This is a genomic window from Ditibartonella apihabitans (genome assembly GCF_002007485.1).
GTDB classification, from domain to species: Bacteria; Pseudomonadota; Alphaproteobacteria; order Rhizobiales; family Rhizobiaceae; genus Bartonella; species Bartonella apihabitans.
Map to the genome: position 1 here is coordinate 829,521 of NZ_CP015820.1, position 20,032 is coordinate 849,552.

Below are 20,032 nucleotides of genomic sequence, written 5' to 3' on the forward strand. Positions count from 1 at the left end.
ATGTTGCAATATATTCACCGGTGCATTTTTGCCGGTATCATAAGTCTGTGCGTACCGGCTATAAGTCTGGCCGGTACGAGCGAACCATCACTGCATATAGAAAAAGGTGAAGCTTCGAGTCCGCAAGTTGCTTTGACACTTGATTTATGTATGGGTGATATTGATCATCGCATTTTCGACACTCTTGTTTCCCATCAGATTAAAGCCACCTTATTTGTTACGGCCCGCTGGCTGCAACGCAACAAGCAAACGGTCGAAGTCATCAAGGCGCATCCTGAACTGTTCGAACTGGAAAATCATGGCAAAAATCATATTCCCGCTATTGATAACCAGCCCGATATTTACGGCTTGAAGACGGCTGGCAATCTCAAGGCGGTGTGTGAAGAGGTCAAAGGCGGCGAAGAAAGCCTGATGGCGGCCGGTTTTCCGAAGCCTAACTGGTATCGTGATGCATCTGCACGTTATTCAAAAGATGCAATCAAACTTGTTCATGACATGGGCTATGAGATAGGCGGTTTTTCTTTGAATGCCGATATGGGCGCATCACTACCGGCAAAAACTGTTGCCGCACGTATTTCATCTGCTAAGAATGGGGATGTCATTATCGCCCATATGAACCAACCCAAACGCGCATCGGGGCAGGGTGTTGCAACTGGTATTCTGGAGCTTCAGAAAAGGGGCTTCAAATTTGTAAGATTGTCAGATGCAATAAAACCGGTGAATAGACAGGCGAGCCTTGAGGATTGCAATGTGTTGAAACAAACCGACGCATTGCAGAAAACAGTTGTTGGACAATGAGAAAAAAATACGTTCGCTTGACATCATATGCTGCTTCATGGTCGCCTCGTTTTGGTGGCTTAAGTCTTTTGCTGCTTGTCATTTCGAGTCTTCTGCACCGGTTTTCATTTATCCGCACGAATGTATTCCTTATTCTTTCAGCACTGGCCGGAGTGTTTGCCCTGACAGCATTGGCTTTGGCGTTAAAAGGTCTTTTTGACCTCTGGAAAAACGGTGATCGTGGCGGGCTAAAATCCTTAAAAGGAATTGTCTATTCGTTCATAACGCTGACACCAATTGCGGCTTTTCTGTTAATGTGGTCTGTCATGCCGCCGCTTGCCGATATTTCGACTGATACCGATACACCACCACGTTTCATTACAGGGACAAGACCGGTTGATGCTTTACCTGTTGCTGTTGACTTGTCCGATCAGGCTCATTTGCAATTGAAAGAATGGCCTGAACTTTCCGGCCGTCGTTATGACGGCTCTCCCGATCGTATTTTGAAATCTGTACGCAATGTTCTTGATACTGAGGGGTGGCCGATCAAGGCTCAACGGGGTGTCGATGGCGAAGATGAACAACTTTTTATAGAAACGGAAGCAAAAACTTTTTATCTGGGGTTTGCATCCGACATCGTTATCAGATTGACCGATGAAGGAGATACAACTTTCGTGGATATGCGTTCCGCCTCCCGATATTTATCGCGTGATCTCGGGGTAAATGCTGCTTTCATTCTTACATTTATGGATGCTCTGGACACAGAGATGCTCTCGACGCCGGTTGATCAGGACAAAGAATAACAGCTTTGAAGCGCTATTCTCCCTTCAACTTTGACAATCCCCCTTGTGACTAAAAACTCCAAATGGGCAAGTACCGAAAGCGTTGCTGCTTTGAGAAGACGCTGGTCAAGCTTGCGGTAAATCGCGCTGACAATCTGCTCGATCGTGCGGTCACCAATGGACAGTCGTTCTATAATTGCGCGTTCACGCATTTTCCTGTGCGCAATAATGGCACGAACATAAGTCTTCGGGTTGGTAACGGCTCCTCCATGACCGGGCAAGTAAATTTTGTCTTCACGCCGGGCAAGCTTATCAAGTGATTCCATATAATCTTTCATTGAACCATCAGGCGGTGCAACGAGTGTCGTCGACCACGCCATAACGTGATCGCCGGTAAAAACTATACCGGTTTCACCCAGTGCATAGGCTGTATGATTGGCCATGTGGCCAGGTGTTGTAATAGACGTGAGTTCCCACCCATCTCCCTTGATTGATTCACCATCTCCAAGAAAGATATCGGGAGTGAAGTTTTTGTCGCAACTCGCATCAACAGTCATTGCGGGGTCTGAAACTTGAGTGGATGCCGGACGATAACCACCTTCTGCAACAATTGCGCCGCCTGTCAGCTCGCTCAATCGTTTTGCTATCCCGCTATGATCACTATGACTATGGGTAATAAAAATGTAATGAAGAGGGCGACCATCAATGACCCGAAGCAAGGTTGCCAATTGTTCTTCATCATCGGGACCGGGGTCGATAATCGCCAGTTCTTCATTTCCAAGGATATAACTATTCGTACCGGTAAAGGTAAACGGAGACGGATTATGGGCTGTTAGTCGCCTGACATTATTTTGAAGCAACACCGCGCGCCCGTAATTCGGAGAGAACTCTTCATTAAAACTTATCGACATCGGCTTCCTTTATGAACATATGGCCTTATAAATATCCGGCTTATGAACATCCGGTCAAACTTGACAGCAAACTTCAGTGTGAACATTCTCTCGTCAAATCACTAGCGCAGTTGCAATCAAGTTCACAAATTCGAAAAAATACAATCATTAAATCTTTATGGCACTAAATCTTTATGGAAAACGGAATAGAATAATTTGTCTAGTAAATTTGAAAATATGCCAATCAAAAAAATTGGAATAGACATTTATTTTATCAAGAAATTTTTTAAACCCGAAAATAGCAATATAGTCTTGAATTTATTGCCAGAACATCCGGAATAGAATGGAAAAGGCCAAAGTAAGAAGCGGGAGCCGGGGCGGTTTTCTGCTTCGTTGTTTTTTCGAATTGCTGTCAATGACCCGACTGGAAAGATCGATAGTGAACGGGTTTAATAAGCTAGAACTTTCATTTCCTGAAAAATTCGGTTTCGTAAAAATAACCTCATTAACAAAGGCGCCTTGATAGTGCATTGCAATCAATGTCTTGAAACAATGTTTGCAAGTTTTTTAGCAAAAAAAAGGTTGCACGTGCTCTCAGACATATTGCACATTCTTTTCGAACTCGTTATAAGGCGCGCAGGAAGTATGCCGAGCATACTTTTTGGGGTATAGCCAAGCGGTAAGGCACCGGTTTTTGGTACCGGCATTCCCTGGTTCGAATCCAGGTACCCCAGCCATTTATCTTCAAAAACCGCTTATCTTTGAAAAATTGAAGCTTTAAACCGTAAAATAGGTTTGAAAAGCAACCCTTCGCCCGAAATTTACTCATCTTCCAAGCGACGCTCGGAGTATTTTCCCGATTTCAAAAAAGGTTTATAATCTATTCTGAAATAGAAAACTTCGATGATTGGCCAAAGGCCAATCAAATCACCGTTTCATATTAATGATTTGTGCCATGGTTTCATCGGCAATCTGGAAAACCCTAAAATTGGCTTTGAAATTATGTTCGGCAAAATCCATATTGACCATATCGTCGCCTGCATCATATGTCTCACGACCAACAGTCGTTCCAACGGCGACATTTTGGGCAACTTGATTGAGTGTATCCACTTGCCTGTTCATACCACCGACCGAAATGCGCATTGCTGAATCAATAGACATTGAATCCACTCCTTCTGTTGAGGATAAGAAATACTTCAACAAATTGAATATAATACATCCGTCGGTTGATTTCCAGAGCGCGGAAACAACTAAAAATTAAAGCCAGCCTTTTTTTCTGAAATATAAAATCGGTATAACGGCAGAAATAATCATGAGAAAAAGGGCAAAAGGATAGCCCCATTTTTCATTGAGTTCCGGCATAAATTGGAAATTCATACCATAGATGGAGGCAACCAGCGTCGGCGGCATGAAACCGACAGCAGCGACCGAGAAAAATTTGATAATGGCATTTTGTTCTGTCGAAATCATTCCGACGACAGTATCAAGAAGGAATGTCATTTTTGCCGAAAGAAAATCGGCATAATGTTCGAGTGACTGGGTATCCTGTTCAAGCGACTTGACAGTGGTCTTCATATCTTTTTTCGGCGTTACCGTTTTGCCATCGGCTTCAATATATTTCGGTGTAACGGTTTTTCCATATGCTTCGACATAAACAAGAAGGCGGCTAACGCCGGCAATGCTTTCTCTCACCATTGAAAGCAACGTACCCTGATTGCCGATCTGGTTGAGAATTTTACGAAAATCCACTGTCGACATCGGCATGGCACCTTCATCTCGATGAAAGATATTGCGCGAGGCCTTCTCGATGCGCCCCGAGACCGCTTCAAGAAGATCGGCAAGCCGGTCTGTTGCCGCTTCCATAACGGCTGTCAAAATGGTCAAGCCTGTACATTGCTGGGTGATAACGCCATTACCTGCTTTGGTAACGCGTAAAATGAAAAGTTCGACAGCTTGCGGGTGACTATAACGCACTGTAACGAGCCGAGAACCCGTCAGAATGAAGGTGACCGGTGCAATATCGCGCTTGTCTCCATCAACGGTATAAATCAATGGAGCGGTCATATATTGCGCTCCATTTTCCATATAAAAGCGGCTCGATTCTTCAATCTCCGTCATATCATCATGAGTCGGTATAGGAATACCGAGCCACTTTTCCAGCTCTTTTTCTTCTCCCGCAGTCGGATCGGAAAGATCAATCCACAGCACGTCATTTTCAGGCGTTCCGTCTTCTTTCAAGGGGACTTCAACAAGACGGTCAGTTGCGGAACGGAAACTGCGGATCATATATTAATCCTTTGTGATTTCGACCGGAGCGATTTTTTGTACTTCCAGAAAGTCCTGATCCCAACGTCCTGATACCAACGGGTGACAGTGGGAGATGCCTTCTGCCTCAAAATGCACAGGTTTAGTATCAACAATGCCAGTCACTCTATCATCGGCTTGCCGATATTCGGATGTGCCGATAATGGCGCGTTCATTTTTGTGATAACTCGCCAGTCTGAGATCGCGCGCCTCTTCAATACGCTTGGCCAAATTGCCGTCAATCAGGCTTTGCATGACGCCGCCTTCATCTTCAAGACGGGTAAATTCAACCCACGCAGCTTCGGCGAGAGCATCCGCATCACTATCGCGGCGACTCGTGCTTTTCGCAAGCGGATTAGCAAGCTCCTTGATAAAGATGAGCTGGCTATTGCGGGCAATGCGTCGTGCCGTTTGATCAGGCAGGCCGAAAACAAAACTGTATGGCAATACGGATAATGAAGAAGCACCCCCTAAAATTGCAGCATAGGCCGCAATAGAAGAACGGGAAATATTGTTAAAGGCATCCTGTCTTGTCATCATCCGCATGGAGGTCTCCACATGAATGACCGCAGGAAATGGAGACGAAACACCACGTTCGCCCTGAAGGCGCCGCCAAAGCAACCTTATGGCCCGCATTTTTGCCAGTCCCATAACGGGATCTTCATCAAGCGCTGTAGCAAAACCGATATGCGGCAAAGCATAGATGATATGGTGACGTGCTTCTTCAACCATTTTCAAATGGGCGAGAGCAACCGACAACATAGCGCCGATTTCCTGTGCCGGAGTAGCGCCGGCATTATGATAGGGGCGCCCGTCTGCCTCAAGTACAACACCCGGAATGCCTGAAGAAAAGAACACCGACATGGATTGCGGCAGCGAAGCTTTCAATGCTTCAATAGACATTTTGAGTTTGCCTGTTGTCGCTAAAACAGCGGTCGGATCGGTACTGAAAGTAAGTTTCGTTCGTGTCGGATTTATGCGCCGATGCTGGAGATAATCGATAAAGCTGTCCGCAATAACGCGACCATGAGGGTGATTATCCAAACGGATATGCAAGCCATCAAGGCTTACACCATCAAAAAGGGTAGGTATTGTTTCAGCTTTGGCTGGCAAACCGAAGCCGTAGGCACTATTAGCGCCCTCGAAAACGAGCGAGATGCCGGTTGCACCATTGGCTATATCTTCTTTAAGTTGGAAGCGGGCGCGTTCGATATCCGGATCGTCGGCACGTTGCATGACAGACCAGCCTGCCTGACGGGATGTTACATTGTCGGATGGATGGGACTGTTTCGAGCTCATAAGCAAATCAAAATCCTAATAAATCAATTTCACACCATCTGTTAAGAGGTTAATATAACACAATCACAAAGCCCTAAATGGTGCAAGACAAACCTATTGCAATTTCATTGAGAATTCATTTAACAAAAAATAATCGCTACGCAAAAAATTGTCGATCACAAAAAAGACAAAAAATGAATATTGAATTTTATAGACGTCTCAAAATCAGAAAAATAAATTCAAAAATTAATAAAAAATAGTTGTATATAAATACTATTTGATTTAATACTTATTTTATTTAATTTTTAAAAAAAATTATATTATATTTATTTAAAAATATATTATTATGTTTATGATAAATTATTTTTTAAAATCAATGTAATATAATTTAATAATATGAAATAGATTATATATAAAATAGGAATACTTTTTATGGGATAGAAATTTTTTTTAATGTGTGTTGCATCACATAAAGGGCTTATTGAATTTGTCTAATGCTGGTACATTTAAAAATTGAGAAAACATGCCGAGGGATTAATTGGGTATGATCGACAAGAGCGGAATTTTTTTGGGCGCCAGTCACCAGAAGCAGGGTAATGCGTTAAAACCCGAATATATATGGCTCAAATATGCAAACCGTCATGGCTTGATAACAGGTGCCACGGGAACAGGAAAAACTGTAACGCTGCAGGTTATTGCCGAATCTTTTGCAGCCGCCGGTGTCCCGGCCTTTTGCGCCGATGTGAAAGGCGATCTGTCAGGTATAGCAAAACCCGGTATTCTGAACGACAAGGTTCGTTCGCGCGCTCAAAGTGTCGGGCTCTCGTCAATCGACATGAAAGCCCCGCCGGTCATTTTTTGGGACCTTTTCGGTGTTGACGGGCACCCGATCAGAGCGACTGTATCTGAAATGGGGCCGTTGTTGCTCTCGCGCCTCATGGATTTGACGCAAGCACAAGAAGGCGTGTTGAATATTGCATTCCGTGTTGCCGATGACGAAGGACTGTTGTTGCTTGATCTGAAAGATTTGCAGGCAATGCTCAACCACGTTGGAGAAAAGGCCGCCGAGCTTTCCACGCGCTATGGCAATATTTCGAAATCGTCTGTTGGCTCCATTCAACGCCAATTGTTGGTGTTCGAGGAGCAAGGCGGCGAACATTTCTTCGGTGAACCATCCCTGAAGCTTGAAGATATCATGCGTACAACGACTGATGGACGGGGCTTTGTCAGTGTGCTTGCTGCCGATAAACTTATGTCCAATCCACGTCTTTATTCGACCTTTCTTTTGTGGTTGATGTCGGAACTATTCGAACAATTGCCTGAAGTTGGCGATCCTGAAAAACCGCGTCTTGTCTTCTTTTTTGATGAAGCTCATCTCCTGTTCGATAATGCGCCAAAAGCTCTGATCGAACGTATTGAACAGGTTGTCCGCTTGATCCGGTCAAAGGGTGTCGGCATCTATTTTATTTCGCAAAATCCTTTGGACGTGCCGGAATCGGTTCTGTCGCAACTTGGAAACCGTATTCAGCATGCCTTGCGTGTCTATACGCCGCGCGAGATTGCGGCGGTCAAAGCCGCAGCATCTACTTTTCGTGCCAATCCCGATTTTGACACGATGAAAGCGATCTCTGATCTCGGTACGGGTGAAGCGCTGGTGTCTACTTTGGAAGACAAAGGTGTTCCATCCATCGTCGAAAGAACAACCATTCGCCCACCTTCATCCCGAATTGGCCCGATTACCCCTGAAGAGCGGCAAAATTTGATAAAAACAAGTCCTGTTAGCGGAAGATATGACGAGACCGTTGATCGTCAGTCAGCTTACGAAATGTTGCAGAAAAATACAGAAGAAAAGCAATCGAATAATAATCAGCAGGAAGGGGGAAGTTTCTGGGATACAATTTTCGGAGAGGATAAAAAGAATAGTCGCGGTCAATCGGTTGCTGAGACCGCAGTCAAGTCGATTACACGCACAGCCGCAAATTCGATTGGCCGGTCACTTGCAAAGGCTGGTGAACAATATGTGCGCGGCCTATTAGGCAATCTCCTTGGTGGCAAACGGAAATAAACCGGAATAATCGCGCAGCAAAATAATTGCACGCATTATATTCGTTTGGAAATGGTACTTATACGCGTTTGGAAATGATATTTTCATTTCAAAAACGCATATTGTGTGTGTGATTTGCCATTCAAAAGCAAGCGCAGTTCTTTCAGACCGCATTTACGCATATTCTGCAAAACGCATTTAAATCGGGTTGATATGTTATAAATGACCGATGTCGCGAATTTATCAAAAAATATGATAGAGGCCTAAAAATGCCTGATCTCGTTTGTGACATTTTTTCGTAATGTGCAAAATTATAATGCGCACAAAATTTCGAAATAAGACCGGAATGGAATTGTCGAAGTAGAAAACAGAACGCAAAGCTTGCAAATCAATCTGTTGGAAAATAGCGCGTATCTTCTTGAGCTTATACGACAAGCACCGGTGCTTTTTCCGGAACCCTTTCATAAAGGTCCACAATATCCTGATTAATTAACCGGACACATCCCGAAGAAGCACGCTTGCCTATAGACGACCAGTCGGGTGAACCATGAAGCCGGTAGAGTGTGTCTTTTCCATTCTGGTAAATATAAAGGGCGCGCGCACCAAGCGGATTTTTCAGTCCCGGTTTCATTCCGCCATTTTCAGCGCTGTATTTTTTCAACTGCGGTTGGCGCGCAATCATATCGGCGGGAGGTGTCCATGTCGGCCATTTGCGTTTATATTCGATGATACCACGACCGGACCACGCAAAACCTTCCTTTCCGACGCTGACACCGTAACGGATAGCTTTGCCGTTAAGACGAACCAGATAAAGATAACGACGTTTGGTGTCGACAACAATCGTTCCGGGTTGTTCGCCTGTCGGATCATCAACAATCTGACGCAAGAATTGTGGATCAATGTGTTGGTAAGGAATGGCTGGGAGCACAAAATCACCATCACGACTTTCTGCATACATTGATGCAAAAGGGACGAGCGCATTATTATCAACAGTTGGTTTTGGTTTTACGGGTGCGAGTTCAATCTCTTTGAATCCTGAAGGCATACAGGCGGAAAGACCGGCCATTGTTGCACCGATCGATATTGATCTTAAAAAAAAGCGGCGCGAAAGGGTAGAGGGCATTAGTCAATCCAATTTGTTTGCGATTGTTCATGTTTGCCGCATAAAAGTTAAGAACAGACAAACAATTATGTTTGAATATCAAACAATTGACATATGATGCCGGGTGTTTTTTGCAAGTAACCATTGCCCGCAAAATATACGGGAAGAATGTCGTTATTCAATTTATGGGCTGCCGCTCGAAGCCGAAAAGGAGTATCCTGATTGTCGGGTTCCTTATTCGTAAGGTTAAGGACCCGGAAATCCGGTTTATCCGGTCAAACTCTTGTGAAAGCGGCAATTTCCCTTGCTTTTAATGCATGAGCGCACCAAATAAATAACCGCACCTTCTCCGGGAGAGAATATATTTTAAGGAGTATTGAAAATGGCTTTCGAATTGCCTGAACTACCCTATGCTTATGAAGCACTTCAGCCTTATATGTCACGCGAGACACTTGAATATCACCATGACAAGCACCATCAAGCCTATGTTACCAATGGCAATAAATTGCTGAAGGATTCAGGCCTTGAAGGTAAAAGCCTTGAAGAAATTGTCAAAGCAAGCTTTGGCAAAAATCAGGGGCTCTTCAACAATGCAGCACAACACTACAATCATACCCATTTCTGGAAATGGATGAAGAAAGACGGTGGTGGCAAGAAACTACCGGCAAAATTGCAAAAAGCGATTGATAGCGATTTGGGTGGTTATGATAAATTCCGTTCAGACTTTCTTGCAGCCGGTGCTGCCCAATTCGGTTCGGGATGGGCTTGGCTTGCTGTAAAAAACGGGAAGTTGGAAATCTCGAAAACACCAAATGGAGAAAACCCGCTGGTTCATGGTGCAACACCTATTCTTGGTGTCGATGTGTGGGAACACTCTTATTACATTGATTATCGTAATGCCCGTCCGAAATATCTTGAGGCATTTGTCGATCATCTGATTAATTGGGATTATGTGTTGGAGCTTTTTGAAAAAGCCTGATCGATTTTTCATAAACAATTCAAAGAGCCACCATTTTCGCAATGGTGGCTTCTTTATTGCATGTTTATTGCATGAGAAAATTCACTTCGATTGTTAGAACTTGGTGCACATGCTCGCATCAATGGATTTATCATTATAAAGATAATTCATTGTTTTTAGCCAGGATTTGCATTCGTTCATCGTTTTAAAACAATGATAGCGCTCGACCGGCATAAGGCCGGAACCACGGTTTTGAAATGGAGTTTGTTCCCATCCACGGAAAAAACCGGCAACAATGCCACTTCCCTTGGGTGGTGTTGAACAACGTTTCCCGGCATATTCACTGGTCATATTTGCAACTTTTGCAGGGTCTCGACCACTTGCATAGACGCTTTGGGACATTGTGAAAAGCCCGAGGCCAATTGCGGCAAAAACAATCAATCCGTTTTTCATGAAGAAAAGGCCTCCTTGTGCCATTTCAATTTATCAGAATCTTGTACATTTTGTAGCCCTTGGCGGTGGTGAGCCATAGAGTGACTCCATAGTATAAAGCCAGCCGCGGCACTCATCCATTGATTTGAAACATCTGAACCGGTCGACAGGAACGAAACCGTCAGAGCTTACAATCGGGTTATCCGTAACGCCGCTAAAATACCCCGCCACAATGCCACTTCCTTTGGCCGGTGTATTGCAACGGCTGCCGGCATATTCATCAACATCTTTCCTGATACCGGCAGCATATGCCGGTGACAAGGAAAAGCCGATCATGAGCAACAGCAATAGGCATGAAGTTTTCATCATTCGGTCGCTATTCCATAAAAATGCGGAGAGGTTTCATGTTGCCTTTCAAAACAGCACCCTTTCAAAAGCGCTATAAGAAAGCATTTGGTATTTCTATGAGCAATAGACAAGTGCATTGTTCATTCGGCTTAAAAAATATATGGTTACGGATAACAGCTAAAACATGAATATTCTGGTTGGAGTTGCGGGCATTTTTTTGCCTCTTTAGTCATCGGTTACAAAGGACAACGAAAAATTCAAGAAAAATTGTGGGACCAACGGATTCTTCAAAAAAATTTTGTGCAACGAAGAATTCAGGAAAAATATCCGGTGGCAAGGCGGCTCCCGCTCTCAAGAAATATGAAAGATCAGGTAAGCCGCCTTTAATCCGGTAATTTTCAAAACAATAACAGAAGCCTTAAATCTTTCCTGCTACTTTAAGGATGAAAGCATAGATATAAGCGCTTTCTTCAAGACGTGAAAAGCGTCCCGACGCACCGGCATGACCGGAATCCATATTGGTTCTGAGTAAAACCGGATTGTCACCTGTTGCAAATTCTCTCAATTTGGCAACCCACTTCGCCGGTTCCCAATAGGTTACCCGCGGATCTGTGAGACCTGCCATGGCAAGAATGGCCGGGTAATTTTGTGCACGAACATTATCATAAGGAGAATAGGAGGCTATCAGCTCGTAATCTTCCTTTGATGCAAGGGGATTTCCCCATTCCGGCCATTCGGGAGGTGTGAGTGGAAGGGTGGCGTCAAGCATTGTCGATAATACGTCGACAAACGGAACAATGGCGACGATTCCGGCATAATCTTCAGGAGCCATATTGGCAACGGCGCCCATCAACATGCCACCGGCCGATCCGCCTTCTGCAATTAATCGGTCGTGAGAAGTGAAATGATTGGCGACTAAAAAACGTCCGCAGGCAATGAAGTCGGTGAAAGTATTCCGTTTAAAAAGGTGTTTTCCTTTTTCATACCAGTCGAAGCCTTTTTCTTTTCCACCCCTGATATGTGCAATGGCGTAAACAAAGCCGCGATCGACCAAAGATAATGCATTGCTATTGAAACTGTCCGGAATAGAAATTCCATAGGCTCCATAGCCATAAAGAAGACAAGGAGCGCTGCCATCCAGTTTTGTATCTTTATGATAAAAAAGTGAGATGGGAATTTCGGCACCATCTTCGGCCTTGGCCATTAAACGGCGTGTTATATAATTTTTCGGTTCGTGACCCGAGGGCACTTCTTGCCGTTTTAACATGACGCGCTGTCTCGTCGTCATATCATAATCATAAAGCTCGGACGGAGTGGTCATAGACGAATAAGCAAAACGGATTGTCTCGCTGTCATATTCTGCTGCACCGTGAAGCGTTAAAGAATATGTTTCTTCCTCGAACGCAATCGCATGTATCGATCCGTCACGACGATCCAGCAACTCAATTCTGGGAAGACCGTCGCGTCGTTCAAGCCAGACAAGAAAATTCTTGTAAGCATCATGGGCAAGAATAAGCCTTGATGGTTGATGAGGAACAACCTCAATCCAATTTTCTTCGGTCGGTTTGTCAAAAGGAGCCGACATGATTTTGAAATCTTTGGCACCATCTATATTGGTCAGAATATAAAAAATATCGCCGCCTTCGGTAAGACTATATTCAACGCCTTTTTGACGTTTTCTGACGCATTTCGGTGTGGCCATCGGCTCTTTTGCGGGAATAAGCCAAACCTCCGAAGTTTCATGGTCGTGAATATCAATATAAATGACATCGTTAAGAGAGGATCCGCCGACGCCCAGGAAAAAGCCGGGGTCTTTTTCTTCAAATATTAACTTGTCAACGCTCTGGTCTGTTCCGATTTTATGGTAGTAGAGTTTTGATGGACGATGATTTTCATCAACATTGGTATAGAAAAAACCTTCAGAATTGGCGTCCCACACAACATCGCCGGAAGTATTGATGATATTTTCTGTAGTGTCCATGAGCGAAGTCATGTCGCGTAACTTTATTGTATAAAATTCGGACCCCTTGTCATCATAAGTCCATGCGCACTTACTATGGTCCGGAGAGTGTTGCACAGCTCCGAGCCGGAAATAATCTTTCCCCTTGGCCAATGCATCGCCATCGACATAGACGCTCGCTTTTCCGCCGCTACGTGGTGTTCTGAAATAATGCGGTTGTTCACCTCCGGTCGTGAACGAAACACCATAAGCATAGGGGCCATCTTTTACCGGAACCGAGCTGTCATCTTCCTTGATGCGCCCCTTCATTTCCGCAAAGAGCTGTTTTTGTAAGCCTATTGTATCGGCCATCTGAGCTTTTTGATAAGCATTTTCCGCTTCCAGATGGGCACGGATTTCTTTATCAAGCAAAGTAGGGGTTTTAAAAACATCTTGCCAGTTTTTTGCTCGCAACCAATTGTAGAAGTCGTGACGTATAATGCCGTGATGCTCTTCTGAATGGTCAATTTTTTTTGTTTCGGGTGGAAAAATTATTGATTCGGTCATTATCGATCCTGAAATATAGTTCTTGGTTTGATCACTTTTCTGTTTTGTCTTGCTGATATTTCAGAGAATAACCGTTCATGCAATAACGCAACCCTGTAGGTTCTGGACCATCAGGAAAAACATGCCCGAGATGGGAACCACAATCTGCACATAAAACTTCCGTTCGTTCCATGCCGTGGGAATAATCCTGCTGCAAGACGACGGCATCGGCATTGATGGGGCGAAAGAAACTCGGCCAACCGCTACCCGATTCATATTTCGTTTCAGAGCGATAAAGAGGTTTTCCGCAGCATACACAATAAAATGTTCCAGGCCTCGACGTGTCGAATTCCGGGCCTGAAAAAGCCCGCTCGGTACCGTGATTACGAGTAATTTCATATTGTGTCGGCGTTAGTTCTTTACGCCATTCTTCGTCAGACTTGTTTACTTTGAAATGATGAGGCTTCGCCATAATTTATCCTTGTTGAACCAAAACATATTACAGATTAAGTGGGCTAAGAGCTTTGACAGTCGAAACAATTGCTGCTAAAAGTCAATCAAATTAGCGGTCACTTTCATTATATGGTATCTATGTGTAAGAAATACAATTTATACTGAAATGATGTGTCGGTTTTTACCGATATAATGGTAAAAATGAGACAAAGTGCCTTAATTTAAATATATTTGTTCAAGACAACTTGCAGTGGTCGGACAAAAAACGCAAAAATAAATGTTATATCAGTATGGAACCTTTATTTTATAGAATTGTTTCCCATTTGTAATTGACAAGGTTTCTTACCTAGCTATATGAAAGTCAACATTTGCTTGCTACTTTGCAAAAAGCAGGCTGGAATAACATAAGTAAAATATAAAAAGGATAAGAAGATGGATGATCAAGCCGTCAGCGAGAATGAGAGCGATTTCATTGTTACACTGGTTGCTGATGTTGTAGCTGCTTATGTCGGCAATAACTCAATCAGACCAGGCGAATTGCCGAGTTTAATCGCAGACGTTCACGCTGCATTTGTTAAAGCGGGTGGCGAAACAGCTGGCGAAGCGGAAGTTGAAAAACAGAAGCCGGCAGTCAACCCGAAGCGTTCGGTTTTCCCCGACTACATTATCTGTTTGGAAGATGGTAAAAAGTTCAAGTCACTCAAGCGCCACTTGATGACACATTATGAGCTTACTCCGGAACAGTATCGCGAGAAGTGGGACCTGGATCCTAATTATCCAATGGTTGCGCCCAATTATGCGGAAGCCCGTTCTTCTCTTGCCAAACAAATGGGATTAGGCCGTAAACCCGGCAAAAGAAAATCGAAATAATATTGTTTTCAGCGTGAAAAACAAAACGGGTGCATTGATTAATGCGCCCGTTTTTTTTAATCGATTAGAAAGTGGTTGCTTACTCAATCAGAGATTGAATGGAACGCACTTCCAAATGGGGACGCCGGATTAACTTATTGGTTCTTTAATGTATTTTCAGCTTCAAGACGAATACGCTCGACCATGGAGCGTAAACCATTTGAACGTTGGGGCGTTAAATTCTCGTCAAGACCCAATGTTTTCAAGACCTTTTCAATATCGGCATCACGAATTTCCGATGCCCGTTTTCCTGAATAGTAAGTAATGAGGATATAGACCAGACCGCGCACAATATGAGCGTCTGAATCACCTTTAAAGGTCATAACGGGATCATGCCCCGAACCATGTTCGGTAACGAGCCAGACCTGGCTCACACAGCCGGGAACTTTATGGGCTTCATCACGTGATTCTTCCGGATAGGGCGGAAGCTCTCTTCCCAGTTCAATGACATAGCGGTATCTATCTTCCCAATCATCAAGGAGAGAAAAACTTTCCAGAATATCGTCAATTGAATCGGTCATTATTATTTGTCTGCTTTGTCTTTGATGTCTGAATTTACGCTGGAACATTTACTCCGTTTTAGAAAAAAAGTAAATTTTCTAACGGCATAATCATTTCCGGCATCACATCAAAACGTCGGGAACAACCGCTTCTGAAAAAACAACCCGTTTATTGGGGCTTCTGCGACGGGTGCATTTTTTTCTCCTCCGGCTCCGCCGGTTGTTTATGACCGGTATTGGAAGATGTCAGAGATTTGGTTGACCCGTTTTTGTTGTCGACCTTTTTATTATCGACTTTATTCAAGTGATCCTCGTGGTCATTTTCCGGCGTTATCGAACCGGTATTGATATTTTCAGGTGGCAGCTTGTTTTCACCTTTGTCGCTTCCGAATGTTCTGTCGAGATATTCGTAAGCAATGCGTGCCCCGTCACGCGCGCGCTCGCCAAGAGAACCAAAAAATGTTTTTCCGGTCTCGCAGGTGTCTGAATTACGTTCACAAAAATTACCGAGGTCATTGACTGTATCTTTTACCGCCAACAATGCTTCAACAGTATTCATATATTGATCAGGCTGGGATCCGTTATTTTTTCCGGAAGTTCCAAAGAAAGATATGACGACCAGAAAAAGGGTAAGAAAACAGAATGACTTGATAAGAAAACGTATCATGACGCCCCGACATAACGCAGTTACAAATAAGCAGGATGAAGCCTAGACTAACCGTTTATGATTGACGAAATATTTACAGAAACAGGATTTCGCCTGTTAAATTTCTAATTTTTCGAGCTTTATCTGTGAAGTTGTTAACCATAATGGCAAACAGATAACGCAACATCGCACCATGATCTATTTATTATCTTTTCATTAAAAAGTTGTCGTCAGATTAGCATCAAACAAGCGAAAAATTGTTTTTGATCGGCAATGCCACACCCGAAAGGGTTTGATAGTGCTGAAAACAACAAGGTGTAAATCGGAACAATGGAAACATTGAATGCTATTCTAAAGGTAAATAGTCAGGGCACGGTGCTGGAAAATGCCTTGCCAGACTGTTTTTTGGGATGTCTCAAGCAAAGCGAAGCTTTGTCTGACCATGTCCATATCAATGATCGCATTATATTTCTGTCATTTTTGGCAGATGTCCGGGAAAACCGTCTGGCCTCGCCTATAACAATTCGTATGAATGGCCGTGACCGCACCCGATTTATTTCGGTTTTGATTCATTGTCTGTCGGTTCACGAGAATTCGATTGCACTTGCTATAGAAGCCAATAGCAAGGAAATCGGCAGTTTGGGTATGAATGCGGTTTCACCTTTTACGCAGGCCGCCCATGAAATGCGCACACCGTTGAATGCAATATTGGGTTTTGCCGATTTGCTTGATTATCTTGATCGACAAAACAAGGGAAATACCAAGCGGCATGAATATATCGCAATGATAAAAAAAGCCGGTAATCACCTGCTTGATATTGTTAATAAGACATTGAAGGACCGCGACCGATCGACGGATGATATTGTTTCCGAAATATGCTCTGTCGGGAGTATATTGACCGAAACATTGGAACTGACTTTACCGCTCCATGGTCATAGGAAAATAGCTGGTCAAGGGGCTGCAACACCGGTTGCTTGCTGTCTTGATGCATTATCGTTCCGCCAGATATGTTTCAATTTGATATCCAACGCCATCAAATATAGCCGTGACGATGGACATATCGGCGTTACGATCGCCATTCTTGATAATGAATATTGTGAAATTACAGTTGAAGACGACGGCATCGGAATGGATGAGCAACATATTGCTCGTCTGGGGTTGCCATTTTTGCGTGCGTCTGATGCTGTTGCCTGTAAAATCGAAGGTGTCGGACTAGGGCTGGCAATGGTGTTCGATCTTGTCAAACGAGCCAAAGGTCAGATCACTTTCGAAAGCGAAAAAGGCAAGGGCACAAGGGTAAGGTTGCTTTTGCCTATTATGCAGGAAAATTCCGCCGGTTCAATTCAAACCTCGAAAATCGATATTGTTGGTAGCGATGCGGCGGCTAACAACGGATATATTTTAACTCCAGAAACACAACTTGGGAACAATGGTAAGACTACGAAAAACACCACGAAACCAAACCGCAAAACGGCATAGCCTTCTTTTATCGATTCTTGCCGGATTGGGTCATTTGCTGCGTCTATTTGCCGGGTGGATTTTCCGTCACGCTCGCAAGAATCCGCTTATGGCCTGCGGTTTTTTTCTATTTGTGGTCGGATTTTGTTTTGTTACTTTCAACGCGCTGTTTTACCAAAGTGCGAGCCAACGAACAGTTTTTATCCAGACACGGCCTCTTGTAAACCAGAATACAAATGCGACAATTCAGAATGCTCCTGAAAAAGCAGCGCAATCGTCGAATACATCTTCTGATACGGTAGCAACATCTTCATCACCACAGTCAAATGTTGCCCCGAATGAGATTAAAACTTTACCCGATAATAACCCCGAAAATTTGCTGGATATTCAGAAAAAACTTGCAGCCATGGGCCTTTATGATGGTCCGCTTGACGGGTTGGATGGTCCGAAAACGCGAAACGCTATAGCTTTATGGCGGCAAAATTCAAAACCGGTTAGCGGTCAAGGGGAAAGTCAAAAACAACATGACGATATTGCCTCGCTCATTAGCGGAGCATTATCAAAGAATGATAATGTTGATCATGTCACGACCCAGTCTCTCTCCGACCCGAAGACGTCTGTTCAGTCTGCCCCCAAGGCAAATGATGTGGTTACCGGAATGACGATACCGCAAACAAACGCCCCGAATGGCGAAGCAAAACACGATAGCATAGCTAATAATTTCAAACCAAATACGGCGGATGTTATGCGTGTTCAGGCTGGTTTGAGAGCTTTTGGCGACGATCACGTTGTGGTCACCGGTACCGAAGACGAGAACACTGCGGAGGCATTAAGAAATTTTCAAAAAATGTTTAGTCTGACAGTTACCGGTAAGATCAATCAGGAAGTGATTGACAAGATGAAGGATATCGGCCTCATAGGTTAATAGGAACAACCTTGAGTGGTGAGAATAATTGCGGCCTGAAACATGCTATCCGGTTGAGTAAGCTTCACGAGCCACTCGAAAATCTTGTTCAGTATTCGATAGGGGGAACAAAGGATTGTCGCTTTTTCTTAGAAGAATGATTACAAGGTAGAACGATATCGGTGAGCGAGCTTAATTGTTTCTTCTCTGCCGGACTTTACTATTATGCTTTATAATCATGCTGTATAATTTTGCGGAGTAGTGAATGCGTTTGACATCGGATTTCTGGACCGCAGCCTTGATGCGAAGGGTTCGCGCAGAAGGCGGTTTTGCCTATCTTACACGTCGGGGATCCAATGAAGCGGGTACAATTTTTATTCTTGATCGCGGTTCAAATGGCCACGTAGATCTTTATGGACCGGCGCCGCAAAGCTTTTATACAGAAGAGTCCGACCGCGACGAGAGGTGTTTTATTAAAATTCTGGCTGACGTTGAAGAAACGGTTGCTGTCGAGAAACTCGAAAAAGAATTGGAATTTGATGCCGATTTGTGGTTGGTCGAATTCGAAAATTATAATCCTTTGACATTGCCTTTTAATACGGTGGATGCATAAAACACCTAATAGTCTAGTGTCTGACAATGGACATGATTGATAAAGTCGTCGTCAACATTGGTCATTTTCATTTTTAAACTGCGCAGGATAACAAATCCCTCGCTTAGATCTTCGCCAACAAGAACAGAATTTTCCGCATCAACGGGTGTTGACTGTTTCAATTCCATGATTTGTCCCGGATTGCCGATCACCAGATCAAGTTTTCCGTTCGGCATGGTATGATTGTTCAAACTGTAGAAATTCATTCCGTTGCGATCATAAACCGACATTGACCAGAAAGGCGCTGTTCCTTCAGCCATAATATGGACAGGGCCGTCATCCAGATTGAAACGACATGCCCTCAAACGGAACAAAGGATCGCTCGCAACAACAATCGGATTATCTTTGGAAAGGGGGGCAAAATTGTATTTATTATCGGCAGCGTTGAGCCGCTTCCAAATATTGAGTTCGCTAAAATGGGGCACCATCAATACCACACAAATGTGCACGATAACGGCGCCGACAATTCCGACCAACAATGCATAGATCAGTCTAGTCACAATCGCGCCCTCCTGTCGGAACAAGCTTCAGTGAAGGCATATCCAGTTTCTGAAGGGCAGTCGAGGTAACAATTGGCGTATCATAAAGTGTCAATATCAATCCATATTCGCTTCTGCCTCGGGTCGCCAGCCAGTTTCTTGGCTGGGCATTCGGGGAAATAAGAACGCTTAATGTCCCGTCCGGATTCCAGATGACATTGCTACTCGACAATTCGGTAGGAAGTTTGTCGTCAATCCATTGCGCGCGCAGCTCATGATCGGCCGCATAGAGAGTAAATAATCTGGTTTCAGGTAAAAAGCCTTTCAGTTGGTACGTGCATTGACTTTTTAGAGGGTGATTGTGGTCATCCCGCCAAAGCTGGAAAACCAGTCCTTCGGTTCGCCCTAAAGAAATGTCGCCGCGTCTGGCAGCTCTGGCGCGGGCATAAGCGTCTGCTTCTGCGGTTCCAGCCAGCGGATAGGCTTCCCATTGGCCAATTTTTAACCGTCCGAAGCCGTCAAATGTATCAAGAATATAGCTGACACTCCATGCTCCTCCGCCAATGGCTATAACAAGGCTCAAAATGACGAGAAATATACGATAAAACATAAATTGTCTGTCCTGTTTGCG

At 44.0% G+C, this 20,032-nt stretch carries 21 protein-coding genes and 1 tRNA gene; 9 read left to right on the forward strand and 13 right to left on the reverse strand.

The genetic code is table 11. The annotated features are described in order from the left end of the window. Both BBC0178_RS03685 and BBC0178_RS03690 read left to right on the forward strand, forming a co-directional pair. Positions 1–798, forward strand: a complete 798-nt coding sequence (locus BBC0178_RS03685) for a polysaccharide deacetylase family protein (protein WP_078039253.1) — start codon at positions 1–3, stop codon at positions 796–798. Further along, positions 795–1,580 carry a DUF1499 domain-containing protein gene (locus BBC0178_RS03690; RefSeq protein WP_077970820.1) on the forward strand — a complete coding sequence of 262 codons (786 nt, stop codon included), beginning with the start codon at positions 795–797 and terminating at the stop codon, positions 1,578–1,580. The genes BBC0178_RS03685 and BBC0178_RS03690 overlap by 4 nt, the downstream gene beginning before the upstream one ends. Here the strand turns inward: BBC0178_RS03690 and BBC0178_RS03695 are convergent. Beyond that, positions 1,565–2,470 carry an MBL fold metallo-hydrolase gene (locus BBC0178_RS03695; protein WP_078039254.1) on the reverse strand — a complete coding sequence of 302 codons (906 nt, stop codon included), beginning with the start codon at positions 2,468–2,470 and terminating at the stop codon, positions 1,565–1,567. The genes BBC0178_RS03690 and BBC0178_RS03695 overlap by 16 nt on opposite strands. A gap of 641 nt (positions 2,471–3,111) precedes the next feature. On the opposite strand from BBC0178_RS03695, the gene BBC0178_RS03705 reads away from it, so the two are divergent. Further along, a tRNA-Gln gene (locus BBC0178_RS03705) sits at positions 3,112–3,186 on the forward strand. A gap of 190 nt (positions 3,187–3,376) precedes the next feature. Here BBC0178_RS03705 and BBC0178_RS03710 read toward each other — a convergent pair. From BBC0178_RS03710 to BBC0178_RS03720, 3 genes are all read right to left on the reverse strand, one after another. Beyond that, positions 3,377–3,610, reverse strand: coding sequence for a hypothetical protein (locus BBC0178_RS03710; RefSeq protein WP_077970824.1), 234 nt, complete (start codon positions 3,608–3,610; stop codon positions 3,377–3,379). A gap of 96 nt (positions 3,611–3,706) precedes the next feature. Further along, positions 3,707–4,735: a magnesium transporter CorA family protein gene (locus BBC0178_RS03715; protein ID WP_078039256.1), complete on the reverse strand. Its 1,029-nt coding sequence runs from the start codon at positions 4,733–4,735 to the stop codon at positions 3,707–3,709. A 3-nt stretch (positions 4,736–4,738) separates the two neighbouring features. Then, positions 4,739–6,052, reverse strand: a complete 1,314-nt coding sequence (locus BBC0178_RS03720) for a methylmalonyl-CoA mutase family protein (protein WP_078039257.1) — start codon at positions 6,050–6,052, stop codon at positions 4,739–4,741. Positions 6,053–6,575: 523 nt separating this feature from the next. Here BBC0178_RS03720 and BBC0178_RS03725 point away from each other — a divergent pair. After that, on the forward strand, positions 6,576–8,096 hold the full coding sequence (locus BBC0178_RS03725) for a helicase HerA-like domain-containing protein (protein ID WP_078039258.1): 1,521 nt from the start codon (positions 6,576–6,578) through the stop codon (positions 8,094–8,096). Between the two features lie 403 nt (positions 8,097–8,499). Here the strand turns inward: BBC0178_RS03725 and BBC0178_RS03730 are convergent, their stop codons facing one another. Continuing rightward, entirely contained in the window at positions 8,500–9,198 is a 699-nt protein-coding gene (locus tag BBC0178_RS03730; RefSeq protein ID WP_078039259.1) for a L,D-transpeptidase, read from the reverse strand. A 361-nt stretch (positions 9,199–9,559) separates the two neighbouring features. Here BBC0178_RS03730 and BBC0178_RS03735 point away from each other — a divergent pair, with 361 nt between their 5' ends. Beyond that, the gene (locus tag BBC0178_RS03735; protein ID WP_078039260.1) at positions 9,560–10,156 is read left to right on the forward strand and encodes a superoxide dismutase; all 597 of its coding nucleotides are present in this window, start codon (positions 9,560–9,562) and stop codon (positions 10,154–10,156) included. 93 nt (positions 10,157–10,249) lie between these two features. On the opposite strand, the gene BBC0178_RS03740 is transcribed toward BBC0178_RS03735, so the two are convergent. From BBC0178_RS03740 to msrB, 4 genes are all read right to left on the reverse strand, one after another. Next, the gene (locus BBC0178_RS03740; protein WP_077973481.1) at positions 10,250–10,588 is read right to left on the reverse strand and encodes a hypothetical protein; all 339 of its coding nucleotides are present in this window, start codon (positions 10,586–10,588) and stop codon (positions 10,250–10,252) included. Positions 10,589–10,621: 33 nt separating this feature from the next. Then, on the reverse strand, positions 10,622–10,903 hold the full coding sequence (locus BBC0178_RS03745; RefSeq protein ID WP_225867992.1) for a hypothetical protein: 282 nt from the start codon (positions 10,901–10,903) through the stop codon (positions 10,622–10,624). A 430-nt stretch (positions 10,904–11,333) separates the two neighbouring features. Next, on the reverse strand, positions 11,334–13,421 hold the full coding sequence (locus BBC0178_RS03750; protein WP_078039261.1) for a S9 family peptidase: 2,088 nt from the start codon (positions 13,419–13,421) through the stop codon (positions 11,334–11,336). A 31-nt stretch (positions 13,422–13,452) separates the two neighbouring features. After that, positions 13,453–13,872, reverse strand: a complete 420-nt coding sequence (gene msrB, locus BBC0178_RS03755) for a peptide-methionine (R)-S-oxide reductase MsrB (RefSeq protein WP_077970834.1) — start codon at positions 13,870–13,872, stop codon at positions 13,453–13,455. A 413-nt stretch (positions 13,873–14,285) separates the two neighbouring features. Between msrB and BBC0178_RS03760 the strand changes: the two genes are divergently transcribed. Then, entirely contained in the window at positions 14,286–14,723 is a 438-nt protein-coding gene (locus BBC0178_RS03760) for a Ros/MucR family transcriptional regulator (RefSeq protein WP_078039262.1), read from the forward strand. Between the two features lie 134 nt (positions 14,724–14,857). On the opposite strand, the gene BBC0178_RS03765 is transcribed toward BBC0178_RS03760, so the two are convergent. Beyond that, positions 14,858–15,283, reverse strand: coding sequence for a SufE family protein (locus BBC0178_RS03765; protein WP_078039263.1), 426 nt, complete (start codon positions 15,281–15,283; stop codon positions 14,858–14,860). Positions 15,284–15,431: 148 nt separating this feature from the next. After that, positions 15,432–15,821 carry a DUF5330 domain-containing protein gene (locus BBC0178_RS11820; protein WP_225868340.1) on the reverse strand — a complete coding sequence of 130 codons (390 nt, stop codon included), beginning with the start codon at positions 15,819–15,821 and terminating at the stop codon, positions 15,432–15,434. 417 nt (positions 15,822–16,238) lie between these two features. Between BBC0178_RS11820 and BBC0178_RS03775 the strand changes: the two genes are divergently transcribed. The 3 genes from BBC0178_RS03775 (at position 16,239) to BBC0178_RS03785 (ending at position 18,883) form a co-directional block, all read left to right on the forward strand. Beyond that, complete coding sequence (locus BBC0178_RS03775) at positions 16,239–17,387, forward strand: sensor histidine kinase (RefSeq protein ID WP_078039264.1); 1,149 nt, start codon at positions 16,239–16,241, stop codon at positions 17,385–17,387. 88 nt (positions 17,388–17,475) lie between these two features. Continuing rightward, positions 17,476–18,291: a peptidoglycan-binding domain-containing protein gene (locus BBC0178_RS03780; protein ID WP_210187170.1), complete on the forward strand. Its 816-nt coding sequence runs from the start codon at positions 17,476–17,478 to the stop codon at positions 18,289–18,291. Between the two features lie 244 nt (positions 18,292–18,535). Beyond that, complete coding sequence (locus BBC0178_RS03785) at positions 18,536–18,883, forward strand: DUF1491 family protein (RefSeq protein WP_078039266.1); 348 nt, start codon at positions 18,536–18,538, stop codon at positions 18,881–18,883. Between the two features lie 5 nt (positions 18,884–18,888). On the opposite strand, the gene BBC0178_RS03790 is transcribed toward BBC0178_RS03785, so the two are convergent. Together BBC0178_RS03790 and BBC0178_RS03795 are read right to left on the reverse strand one after the other, a co-directional pair. Continuing rightward, the gene (locus BBC0178_RS03790; protein WP_078039267.1) at positions 18,889–19,422 is read right to left on the reverse strand and encodes a DUF1254 domain-containing protein; all 534 of its coding nucleotides are present in this window, start codon (positions 19,420–19,422) and stop codon (positions 18,889–18,891) included. Then, positions 19,415–20,011, reverse strand: coding sequence for a DUF1214 domain-containing protein (locus BBC0178_RS03795; RefSeq protein WP_078039268.1), 597 nt, complete (start codon positions 20,009–20,011; stop codon positions 19,415–19,417). The genes BBC0178_RS03790 and BBC0178_RS03795 overlap by 8 nt, the downstream gene beginning before the upstream one ends. Positions 20,012–20,032 lie beyond the last annotated feature (21 nt).